General features: G+C 72.9%; 10 protein-coding genes. 9 read left to right on the forward strand and 1 reads right to left on the reverse strand.

The window, feature by feature from the left end:
- Window positions 1-12: 12 nt before the first annotated feature.
- From HCJ94_RS24835 to HCJ94_RS30515, 9 genes are all read left to right on the forward strand, one after another.
- Window positions 13-1074 (forward strand): aldo/keto reductase, encoded by a 1062-nt coding sequence (locus HCJ94_RS24835; RefSeq protein WP_309227418.1) that lies wholly within the window; start codon window positions 13-15, stop codon window positions 1072-1074.
- Entirely contained in the window at window positions 1071-1622 is a 552-nt protein-coding gene (locus HCJ94_RS24840) for an NAD(P)H-dependent oxidoreductase (RefSeq protein ID WP_168003464.1), read from the forward strand. The genes HCJ94_RS24835 and HCJ94_RS24840 overlap by 4 nt, the downstream gene beginning before the upstream one ends.
- A gap of 68 nt (window positions 1623-1690) precedes the next feature.
- Window positions 1691-2923 carry a vanadium-dependent haloperoxidase gene (locus HCJ94_RS24845; RefSeq protein ID WP_168003465.1) on the forward strand — a complete coding sequence of 411 codons (1233 nt, stop codon included), beginning with the start codon at window positions 1691-1693 and terminating at the stop codon, window positions 2921-2923.
- Window positions 2924-3009: 86 nt separating this feature from the next.
- The gene (locus tag HCJ94_RS24850; RefSeq protein WP_168003466.1) at window positions 3010-4095 is read left to right on the forward strand and encodes an LLM class flavin-dependent oxidoreductase; all 1086 of its coding nucleotides are present in this window, start codon (window positions 3010-3012) and stop codon (window positions 4093-4095) included.
- Between the two features lie 9 nt (window positions 4096-4104).
- Window positions 4105-5352 carry a MalY/PatB family protein gene (locus HCJ94_RS24855; protein ID WP_168003467.1) on the forward strand — a complete coding sequence of 416 codons (1248 nt, stop codon included), beginning with the start codon at window positions 4105-4107 and terminating at the stop codon, window positions 5350-5352.
- A gap of 58 nt (window positions 5353-5410) precedes the next feature.
- Window positions 5411-5827, forward strand: a complete 417-nt coding sequence (locus tag HCJ94_RS24860) for a hypothetical protein (RefSeq protein ID WP_168003468.1) — start codon at window positions 5411-5413, stop codon at window positions 5825-5827.
- Window positions 5828-5834: 7 nt separating this feature from the next.
- Entirely contained in the window at window positions 5835-6878 is a 1044-nt protein-coding gene (locus tag HCJ94_RS24865; protein WP_168003469.1) for a polyprenyl synthetase family protein, read from the forward strand.
- Between the two features lie 242 nt (window positions 6879-7120).
- Window positions 7121-8035 carry a hypothetical protein gene (locus HCJ94_RS24870; RefSeq protein ID WP_205801868.1) on the forward strand — a complete coding sequence of 305 codons (915 nt, stop codon included), beginning with the start codon at window positions 7121-7123 and terminating at the stop codon, window positions 8033-8035.
- Window positions 8036-8312: 277 nt separating this feature from the next.
- The gene (locus HCJ94_RS30515; protein WP_240944485.1) at window positions 8313-9350 is read left to right on the forward strand and encodes a hypothetical protein; all 1038 of its coding nucleotides are present in this window, start codon (window positions 8313-8315) and stop codon (window positions 9348-9350) included.
- A gap of 175 nt (window positions 9351-9525) precedes the next feature.
- Here the strand turns inward: HCJ94_RS30515 and HCJ94_RS24880 are convergent.
- The coding region (locus tag HCJ94_RS24880; RefSeq protein WP_168003471.1) for an ATP-binding cassette domain-containing protein at window positions 9526-11577 on the reverse strand (2052 nt) is incomplete at its 5' end.

Consider the following 11577-nt stretch of genomic DNA (forward strand, 5'->3'; position numbering starts at 1 on the left):
CGGAGAACAATGATCGACTACCGGCCCTTCGGGCGCACCGGCGTACGCATCAGCTCCCTGACGCTGGGCGCCATGAACTTCGGGCAACGGGGCAACCCCGACCACGAGGACGGCATCCGGATCATCCACCGGGCGCTCGACGAGGGCATCAACGCGATCGACACCGCCGACGTCTACTCCGACGGCGAGTCGGAGGAGATCGTCGGCGAGGCCCTCGCCGGCGGGCGGCGCGACGACGTCTTCCTGGCCACCAAGTTCCACGGCCAGGTCGGTGACAACCCGCAGCACCGGGGCAACTCGCGTCGGTGGATCGTCCGCGCGGTCGAGAACAGCCTGCGCCGGCTGCGCACCGACTGGATCGACCTGTACCAGGCGCACCGGCCGGAGCCCGACACCGACTTCGACGAGACCCTGGGCGCGCTCACCGACCTGGTGCGCCAGGGCAAGATCCGCTACCTCGGCACCTCCACGTTCGAGCCGTCGGCGATCGTGGAGGGACAGTGGATCGCGCAGCGGCGCGGGCGGGAGCGGGTGGTCAGCGAGCAGCCGCCGTACTCCATCCTGGCCCGCGGGGTCGAGCGCGAGGTGGTGCCGGTGGCCCAGCGGTACGGGCTGGCGGTCCTCCCGTGGAGCCCACTGGCCGGCGGCTGGTTGTCCGGTCGGTACCACGCGGGGCTTGACGCTCCGATCTCCCGCCGCGCCGGCCGGTTCCCGGCCCGGTTCGACCCGACCCTGCCGGCCAACGCCGCCAAGCTGACCGCCGTCGACGAGCTGGCCGCCCTCGCCGACGAGGCCGGGCTGTCGCTGATCCACCTGGCGATCGCGTTCGTCCTGGAACACCCGGCCGTCACGTCGGCGATCATCGGGCCGCGCACCCTGGCGCACCTGGAGTCCCAGCTCGGCGCCGCCAAGGTGACGCTGTCCCGGGACGTGCTCGACCGCATCGACGCCATCGTCCCGCCCGGCACCACCCTGAACCCCGCCGACGCCGGCTACCAGCCGCCGTCGCTGGCCGACCCGGCGCACCGCCGTCGCGGCGGGCCGTCTCCGTACCCGGCCGGGGCAGCTCGGTGACGGGCGCACCACCGCCGGCCGCAGGCGTCGTCGTCCTGGTCGGGAACCCGCGCGCCGGGTCGCGTACCCGCGAACTCGGCGAAGCCGTGGCCACGGCCCTCCTGGACCGGCGGGGCGACTCGCCCCGCGGCGTCCAGGTGGTGGAGCTGGCCGAGACCGTCGGGGTGTCGTTCGGGCCGGAGCCGGCGTACGGGGCGACATCCGGCCCGGATCCGTTCGAGGCGGTGCGGGCGGCGCGGCTGCTGGTCGTCGCGACACCGGCGTACAAGGGAAGCTACACCGGGCTGTTGAAGGTCTTCCTGGACCAGTTCGCGCACCGGCAACTGGCCGACGTGACGGCCGTACCGGTGGCGGTCGCCGCCGCGCCGGCGCACGCGGACGCGGCCGCGTCGGCCCTGCGCGACGTGCTGGTCGAACTGGGCGCCCGGGTCCCGGCACCGCCGCTCGCCGTGCCGGAGTCGCGGCTGGCGGACGGCCACGACATCGCCGGGCGGTGGGCCGACCAGCACGCCGCCGCGCTCACGCACCACCCGGTCACAGCGGTGTGACGTCTCGCGTCGACGCCGCTCGTCCCCGTCCTCAGCCCTTTCCCCCGCATCCGCAGAGGAGCGACCGCATGACCCTGCCAACAGTTCGCGGCTGGCGCCGGCGCGTGGCCGGTATCGCCGCCGCCGTGCTGGTCGCCGGCATCGGCGCCGCCCCACCGGCCGCAGCCGCCACGTCCACGGTCGACACCGCTCTCGAGTGGTACGACGCCACCGCGGCCACCATCGCGACCGGCACCCGGCCGCAGGTGACGAACAGCCGCGCCTGGGCGATCAGCTGGCTCGCCGCCGCCCGCGCCACCCGCACCGGGGCCGGCCGCCACTACCAGGAGGCCGCGCTGGCGTCCGCCGTGCACACCGCGCTGACCACCCTGATACCCGAGGGTGCGCCCACGCTCGACATCGCACTGCGGACCACGTTGGAGCGGATCCCCGACCGTCGCACCAGGCAGCGCGGTGTGGCCGCCGGCCGGACCGAAGCGCGATCGCTGCTCGCGCAGCGCGCCGCCGACGGCCTCGATCCCGCCTCCGTCAACCCCGCCTTCCCCACTCCCGACCCGGGGCCCGGCATCTGGCAGCCCACGCCACCGAGCCTCACCACCGCCCAGCAGGCCGGAACCCGGTTCGCCACGCCGTTCCTGCTCGACCGCGCGGACCGGTACCGGCCCGGGCCGCCGCCCGCCCCGGACTCGGAGCGCTACCGCGCGGACCTCGCCGAGGTCCGTGCGTACGGCGCGGCCGACAGCGCCGTACGCACACCGCAGCAGACGGACACGGCGACGTTCTGGCTCGGCTCCTCGCTGACCCTCTACACCGGGATCCTGCGCGCCGCGCTGGCCCAGTCGACGCGGCCGATCGCCACGCGGGCCGGCTTGGTGGCCATCTTCCACGTCGCGCTCGTCGACACGCAGATCGCCACCTCCGACGCCAAGTACGCGTACCTGCGCTGGCGACCGGTCACCGCCATCCGGGCCGGCGCGGGCGGGGATCCGCAGTGGACGCCGCTGCACCCGACGCCCGCCCACCCGGACTACCCCAGCGGCCACAACACCTACTCCGGCGCCGCCGAACAGGTGCTCACCGCCCTCGTCGGGGCGCGAGCCCGGGGACCGTACACCGTCACCAGCCCCAGCCAGCCCGCCGCCACCCGCACCTACAGCGACTGGCGACGTCCCACCGAGGAGAACATCGACGCCCGGGTGTGGTCGGGCATCCACACCCGCACCGCGGACGAGGTCGGCGTCCAGCTCGGCCGCGACGTCGCGGCGTACACCGTCAGCAACGCGGCACGGCTGTTCGCCTGACCAGGCTTAGCCGGGGCGGGGCGGCCGCTCCGCCCCGGCGGGCCTCGTGTTCCCACCACCTTTCCGCAGATCAGAAAGGCCCGCTGATGAGCATCGAGCTTCTCTGGTACATCCCGAACCAGGTCGAGCCCGGTCACCGCGGCGACGACGTCGTCGAGAACCACAACAGCCTGGACACCCTCACCAGCCACGCCAGGACGCTCGAGGAGCACGGGTGGGGCGGCGCGCTCATCGGCACCGGCTGGGGACGGCCGGACACCTTCACGGTCGCCACCGCACTGGCCGCCCGTACCACGACGTTCCAGCCGCTGATCGCGATCCGGCCCGGCTACTGGCGGCCGGCCAACTTCGCCTCCGCCGCCGCCACGCTGGACCACCTCACCGGCGGGCGAGTGCTGATCAACATCGTGTCGGGCCGGGACAACCTGGCGGCGTACGGCGACGGCGAGGGCGACCAGGCGCACCGCTACGCGCGCACCCGGGAGTTCATGCAGCTCGTCCGCAAGCTGTGGACGGAGGAGAACGTCACCTATCAGGGCGAGCACTTCAGCGTCACCGGCTCGACCGCGGTGCCGCGGCCGGTCGTCCGTGGCGAGCGCCGGCACCCCCGGCTCTACTTCGGCGGCGCCTCGCCGGCCGCCGAGGAGGTGGCCGCCACCGAGGCCGACGTCCAGCTCTTCTGGGGCGAGCCGCTCGACGGCGTGGCCGAGCGTATCGAGCGGCTCAAGCAGCTCAGCGACACGTTGGGACGCGAGCATCCCCCGCTGGAGTTCGGTCTGCGGGTCACCACGCTGGTGCGGGACACCACCGAGCAGGCCTGGGCCGACGCCGAGGCCAAGGTCGCGCAGATGGCGAACGGTACGGGCGACGCCGCGCCGAACCTCAACTGGCAGGCGGCCGTCGGCCAGCGGCGGCTGCGCGACCTCGCCGCACGCGGCGAGGTGCTGGACGACAACCTCTACACCGCTCCGGGCAGGTTCGGCGGCGGCGGAGCGGGCACCACCTGGCTGGTCGGCTCGGCCGAGGACGTGGCGAGGTCGCTGCGCAGGTACCAGGGGCTCGGCATCACACACTTCGTGCTCTCCGACACGCCGTACCTGCCCGAGATCAAGCGCCAGGGCGACCAACTCCTGCCGCTGCTGCGCGATCGAGGGCCGACGTCCACCGCATAGGGTGGCGGCATGGCAGGCTCTGATCCCTCCGCCGGCGGCGCCGCGACGCAGAATCCGCTCACCCGACTGACGCTGACCGAACTCCGCCAGCGCACCAGCGTGAAGTGGCGCATGCACCCGCCGGACGTGCTCCCCCTCTGGGTGGCGGAGATGGACGTGCCCCTCGCCCCCGCCGTGGCCGACGCGCTCCGCCGCGCGATCGACCTCGGCGACACCGGATACGCGCACGGCACGGCGTACGCCGAGGCGCTCGGCGACTTCGCCGCCCAGCGGTGGGGGTGGCACGACTTCCGCGTCGACCGCACCACGGTGGTGCCCGACGTGATGATGGGCATCGTCGAGGTGCTCCGGGTCGTGACCGACCCCGGCGACGCGGTGGTGGTGTGCTCCCCCGTCTACCCGCCGTTCTACGCGTTCGTCAGCCACGCCGACCGGCACGTGGTCGAGGCTCCGCTCGGGCCCGACCTGCGCATGGATCTCGCCGCTCTCGACGAGGCGTTCCGCCGCGCCCGGACGTACGGCCGGCGCCCGGCGTTCCTGTTGTGCAACCCGCACAACCCGACCGGCGTCGTCCACCGCCGCGACGAACTCGAGGCCGTCGCCGAGTTGGCCGGCCGGCACGGCGTGCGGGTGGTCTCCGACGAGATCCACGCTCCCCTGGTGCTCCCCGGGGCGCGCTTCACCCCGTACCTCACGGTGGCCGGCGCCGAGGACGCGTTCGCCCTGATCTCCGCCTCGAAGGCGTGGAACCTCGCCGGCCTCAAGGCGGCAATCGCGGTCGCCGGGCCGCGGGCCGTCGCCGACCTGAACCGGATCCCGGAGGAGGTCGGCCACGGGCCCAGCCACCTGGGCGTCGTCGCGCACACCGCCGCGTTCGGCGCCGGCGGGCGGTGGCTGGACCTCGTCCTCGACGGCCTCGACGCCAACCGCACGCTGCTGGAGACGCTGCTGGCGAAGCACGTGCCGTCGATCGGGTACCACCGCCCCGAGGGCACCTACCTCGCCTGGCTGGACTGCACCGCGCTGGGCATCGACTCCGGGCCGCCGGACGGCGAGCCGGGCGTCGCCAGCGACGTCGCCGGGCCCGCGAGGATGTTCCTCGACCGGGCGCGGGTCGCGCTCAGTTCCGGGCACGTCTTCGGCACCGGCGGGGCCGGCTTCGTACGCCTCAACTTCGCCACCTCGCCCGCGATCCTCACCGACGCCGTCACCCGGATGGGCCGGGCGGTCGAGACGCACCACGCGTCGACGGGCTGAAGTCACCATCTCGACACACCTCTACCCCACCGCCCGCTGCGCCACGAACACTTCCTACATGGCGAACAGCGAGCGTGAGCGCAGGGACGAGCGTTTCGAGAAGGTGGCCGAGCAGACCTCCGAGACCGTGACACACGCGGCCTCGGTGCTGGAGGAGGAGCTCGCGGCGGGCATGGCCAGCGCGCGGCGGCTCGAGGAGCGGCTCAGCGCCGACCGCAGGGTGGACCCGGAGGCGTTCGACGAACTGGTGGGGCGGGTGCGCACGGACGGGCACGCGCTGATCGACACCGTGGTCGGGCAGCTGAAGACGTCGGACGACCAGCGCGGCGAGGTCATCCGCCGGTACACCTCCGACGCGCACGACGCGCTGGACACCGTTCTCAACCTCGCGCGACTGCTGCCGGACGTGGCCAACGGGCTCGCCGACCGGCTCATGCCGCCGGCCGGGCAGGACGCGCCGCCGTCGGACCGGTGAGCAGGCGATGCCGTCGGCCACCGGCGTGGCCGGTGGGCACGTCGAGCGGATGCTGGAGCGCTACCGGACGCTCGCGATCGGCGCGCTGCTGGACGACGTGCCCTCGGGCGGGCCACGCTACCTCTACGACCTGGTCGCCGAGTACCCACGGCGGTGGGGCAAGGGTCTGCGCGCCGCGCTGTGCCTCGCGACCTGCCGGGCGTTCGGCGGTGCGACGCCGGTGGGGCTCAACGCCGCCGTGACCGTGGAACTGTTCCACAACGCGTTCCTCATCCATGACGACATCCAGGACGAGAGCGAGCAGCGGCGCGGGGCACAGACCCTGCACGCCGAGTACGGGGTCGGCGTCGCCCTCAACGTCGGCAACATGACCAATTTGCTGGCGCTGCAGCGGCTCGCCGCGAACCGCAGGGCGCTCGGCTCGGGCATCGCGTGGCGGCTGTTCGAGGAGACCGAGCTGATGCTGCGCCACTCGTTGGAGGGGCAGGCGATCGAGATCGGCTGGATCCGCGACAACGTGTGCGACCTGGACGCCGACGCCTACTACCGCATGTGCCTGAAGAAGACCTCCTGGTACACGTGCATCTACCCGTGCCGCAGCGGAATCCTCGTCGCCACCGGGCGGCACGACGCGGTCGACGTCCTGGACCGCTACGGCTGGTACCTGGGCGCCGCTTTCCAGATCCAGGACGACGCGCTCAACCTCACCGGCGACTACGCCCGGTACGGCAAGGAGATCGCGGGCGACCTCTGGGAGGGCAAGCGCACCCTGATCCTCATCGACTTCATGCAGCGGTGTACCGGTGACGAACGCGAGCGGCTGGTCGGGTTCCTGAGCGGGACCCGGGCGCAGCGCACGGCGGCGGAGGTGCGCTGGCTGCACGGGCGCCTCCTGGCGTACGACTGTGTCGAGTCCGCGCGCCGCAGCGCCCGGGACCTGGCTGCGGCCGCACGGCGCGAAGGACAGCGGGCGCTGGGCCCGGCGGCCGAGACCGAGGACGGCCGGTTCCTGCTCGACCTGACCGAGTACGTCGTGGAACGCAGCCGGTAGGCAGGCGCCGCCCCGATCCGGGACGCCATCTCCCCTGTCGACACTTCGGCGTACGTTGATTTCGCCCGCGTGTCGAGGAGTGTTCGGACAGTCACGCACGGCACAATCGGCAGGCCGGTGTGAACGAGGGTTTCCGTGGAGGTGTCCCGTTGCTGGGTCGAGGCCGACTGGCTCGGTGGACGCTGCGGGGCGTACTCCTGGTCGGGGGCGTGTTCGGCGTCTGGGGCCTGTGCGATGCGGTCGTGGATCAGCCGGCGCACGCCGCCGAGCCCACGCGGCTCTGCGTCCGGGGCGATCTGCTCGACGCCGAGGTGACCGCCCTCGGCGGCTCCCTGGCCTGTACGCCTGCCCCACCGCCTCGTTCCCCCGTCGAGGCCACACGGGTCCGCGTCGATCTGGTTCTCCCCGGAGCGGACCAGCCGCTGGCGCGTGTGAAGCTGTCGGCACGAGTGCCGACGGGTGGGCAGTCGTCGAACCGACGCATCCCGGCGCGACAGCCGGTGGACGCGCCCCGGCCCCGGGGTGGGGTGGACGCCATCGTCGAGGTGGCCGGCTCAGTCGTACGTCGGGTCGTGGGGATCGCGTCGCCGGCGGTCGCGGAGGTCTCCAGGACCGGCCTGCCGGAACCGGTCGCCGCCGTCGTCCGGCCGGTCGCCGACCCGATCGTCGACGTTCTGCCTCCGGTCCTCACCCCCGTCCTCGCCCCGGTGCTCGACGTGGCCCAGCCGATCCTCGGCCCGCCCGCCGCGCCGTCCACTCCGCCCGCCGACCCGGTCGAGATCGCCCCGACACCCGTGGGTGGCGCATCGGCCGTCGGCACGCCCGGCGCGCTGACCCGTTCCGCCGCACCGCTCTTCGCGGTCGCCCCGGGAGACCCGTCACCGGCCCCCGCGTCCACGACAGCACCTCATCGGAAGCCGTGGGCCGATGCGGGCCGGGCGCTGGTGCCGCCGGGCGACCCGCGTAATCCCCCAGGATCGGCCCCTGGTGCTCCGGCCAGCACCGCCGGCAGTGGATCCGCAGCCGTCGGGACCGGCGACCCCGCTGACGCCACGGTTCGCTCGTGGGCCCCGGACCTGAAGCGCTCCGGCCACCACGTCCGTGGCTGCGACACGCTCGCGGGTCGATCGCCTCAACCGGACACCCGACCCGCCTGAGCGGCCGTCCCCACCGCCGGCGAAGGCGGAACGGCCACGACGGGCGGTCACGTCGCTCGCGCGGCCGTGGACACCGCTGTCGCCAGAGGCCCGGACCGGGCACGCACGGCCGGTCCCCTCTGTCCCCACGCCCCTCCTGACGCACTGGCCACCGGCAGGTGGCCAGGCAGTCCTCCCGGGCCCGCGATACGCCACGTCCACGTCTGGACCGATCGGTGCCCGAGCCCGTACCGCCCCGACAACGACCGCTCAGCCGCAACCACCACCAGGAGAACCCGTGACCAACACCCTGCCCGTCTGCCGCGCCCACTGGGCGGACATCCCCGACATCGTCGAACTGGTCGTCGCCCCCTTCGTCGGCAGCCCCATCAGTGAGTGGCTCGTACCCGACGAACGTCGCCGACGTGACGTCCTCAGCTCCGTCATCCGGATCTGGACCGAGCACGCTCTCCTGTTCGGGGAGGCCTACCTCCTGCAGGACCGGTCCGCCGCCGCCGTGTGGCTCCACCGGTACGGTCCCATTCCCCGGACGAGCGGGTACGGCGAACGGCTCGCCGCCGCCTGTGGTGACTACGTCGACCGCTTCCTGCTGCTCGACGACGTCCTGCGCACTCACCGACCCGCACGTCCGCACAACCACCTGGCGTTCTTCGCGGTCGCGCCAGACGGCCACCGCGTCCGGCGCGCCACCACCCTGCTCGCCGCGAGCACCGCCCGGATGGGCCAGGCGCTGCTCCCCACGTACACGGAGGCGACATCGGTGACCGACCGGGACCTGTACGCGCGGCACGGCTACGTCTCCGGCGAGCCGTTCGCGCTCCCGGGCGGCACCACCGCCTACCCGATGTGGCGCAGTCCGGGACAACGGAGGCCCGGACCGGGCGCATCGGTCACCGCCGCCCGCCCGCACATGCCCGCCCGCAGGCGTCGCGGTCCCGACCTGCCGGTCCGGGTCGTCCTCGACGCGTCGGCGATCCTCGCCTTCACCAAGGGATCGACCGCCGTCGGTGGGGCGATCGCGCAGGTCGCCGAGGAGGGCCACCTGTTCGGGCTGCCCGTCGCGTGCCTGGCGGAAGCGTCCAGGTCGGTCGTCGACACGGCCCGGCTCGACCTGCTGGTCGACCATCCCGCCGCGGCGGTGCTCACCGTCGATCCGCTCAGCTGGAGCGCCCTCGCCGACACGTACCGCACCGTCGGTCGACTGGACCTGGCGAGCGCGCTGCTCGCCGCCACCAGCAACGCATGCACCATCCTGACCGCGCAACCCGACCAGTACGCCGGCCTGACCGGGGATGAACCGATCATGTCGGCGTAGCGGGAGAGTCGGCCCGGATCAGGCCGTCCGCGCCGCCCGGTTGGGTTGGACGGGCCACAGCGACGGTCCCCGCCGAAGCCGGGAACGGCGTCCGGACACGACGAGGCCGAACAGGTCGGATGAGTGACACCGCCCCCGGTCGTCGCCCGAGCCCGTCGCAGCCCGGGCGGCACGGTCAGGCGCCGACGTAGGCCGCGAGGTGCTCGCCGGTGAGGGTGGAGCGGGCGGCGACCAGATCGGCGGGTGTGCCCTCGAAGACGATCCGGCCGCCGTCGTGGCCGGCGCCCGGGCCGAGGTCGATGATCCAGTCGGCGTGCGCCATGACCGCCTGGTGGTGCTCGATGACGATGACCGACTTGCCGGAGTCGACGAGCCGGTCGAGCAGGCCGAGCAACTGCTCGACGTCGGCGAGGTGGAGGCCGCTGGTCGGCTCGTCGAGGACGTAGACGCCGCCCTTGTCGGCCATGTGGGTGGCCAGCTTGAGGCGCTGCCGCTCGCCGCCGGAGAGCGTGGTGAGCGGCTGGCCGAGGCTGAGGTAGCCGAGCCCGACGTCGGCCATCCGGGACAGGATCGCGTGGGCCGTCGGCGTCTTCGCCGGACCGGATCCGAAGAACTCGGTCGCCTCGGTCACCGACATCGCGAGCACCTCGCTGATGTCCTTGCCGCCGATGAGGTAGCTGAGCACCTCGGCCTGGAACCGCTTGCCGCCGCAGTCCTCGCAGACCGTCGTGACGCCGGCCATCATCCCCAGGTCGGTGTAGATCACGCCCGCGCCGTTGCAGGTAGGGCAGGCGCCCTCGGAGTTGGCACTGAACAGCGCCGGCTTCACGCCGTTGGCCTTCGCGAACGCCTTGCCGATCGGGTCGAGCAGTCCGGTGTACGTCGCCGGTTTGCTGCGCCGCGAGCCGCGGATGGGCGTCTGGTCGACCGACACGACGCCCGCGGTCGCGGGGATCGAGCCGTGGATCAGCGAGCTCTTGCCGGAGCCGGCGACGCCGGTGACGACGCACAGCACCCCGAGCGGGATGTCGACGTCGACGTCCTGGAGGTTGTGGGTCGCGGCGCCGCGGATCTCCAACGTGCCGCTCGGTTTCCGTACCGTCTCCTTGAGGGCGGCGCGGTCGTCGAAGTGGCGCCCGGTGACGGTGCCGCTGGTTCGCAGGCCCTCGACGGTGCCCTCGAAACAGGCGGTGCCGCCCGCCGTACCGGCACCGGGGCCCAGGTCGACGACGTGGTCGGCGATCTCGATCGCCTCCGGCTTGTGCTCCACGACCAGCACCGTGTTGCCCTTGTCCCGCAGCCGCAGCAGCAGGCCGTTCATCCGCCGGATGTCGTGCGGGTGCAGGCCGACGGTGGGCTCGTCGAAGACGTAGGTGACGTCGGTGAGCGAGGACCCGAGGTGGCGGATCATCTTGACGCGCTGCGCCTCGCCGCCCGACAGCGTGCCCGACGGCCGGTCGAGCGAGAGGTAGCCCAGCCCGATCTCCACGAACGAGTCGAGAGTCCGCACCAGCGTGGTGAGCAACGGCGCCACCGACGGCTCGTCGAGGCCACGGATCCACTCCGCCAGGTCGCTGATCTGCATCGCGCAGGCGTCGGCGATGTTCTTCCCCTCGATCTTCGAGGAGCGGGCCGCCTCGGTGAGCCGGGTTCCGTCGCACTCGGGACAGGTCGTAAACGTCACCGCCCGCTCCACGAAGGCGCGGATGTGCGGCTGCATCGCCTCGACGTCCTTGGACAGGAACGACTTCTGGATCGTCGGGATGAGCCCCGTGTACGTCAGGTTGATCCCGTCGACCTTGATCTTGGTGGGCTCCTTGTGGAGCAGGTCGTGCAGTTCCTTCTTGGTGTACTTGCGGATCGGCTTGTCCGGGTCGAAGTACCCGGACCCGCGGAAGATGCGGCCGTACCAGCCCTCCATGCTGTAGCCGGGGATCGTCAGCGCGCCCTCGTTCAGCGACTTGCTGTCGTCGTACAGCGCGGTGAGGTCGAAGTCGGTGACCGAACCGGTGCCCTCGCAGCGCGGGCACATGCCGCCGAGACGGTTGAAGGTGACCTTCTCGGTCCTGGTCTTGCTGGGGCCGCGCTCGACGGTGATCCCACCGCTGGCCCGCACCGAGGGGACGTTGAACGAGTAGGCGTTGGGCCCGATGTGCGGCTGCCCGAGCCGGCTGAAGAGGATGCGCAGCATCGCGTTGGCGTCGGTGGCGGTGCCGACGGTGGAGCG

The sequence above is a fragment of the Micromonospora thermarum genome (assembly GCF_012034245.1).
GTDB lineage: Bacteria > Actinomycetota > Actinomycetes > Mycobacteriales > Micromonosporaceae > Micromonospora > Micromonospora thermarum.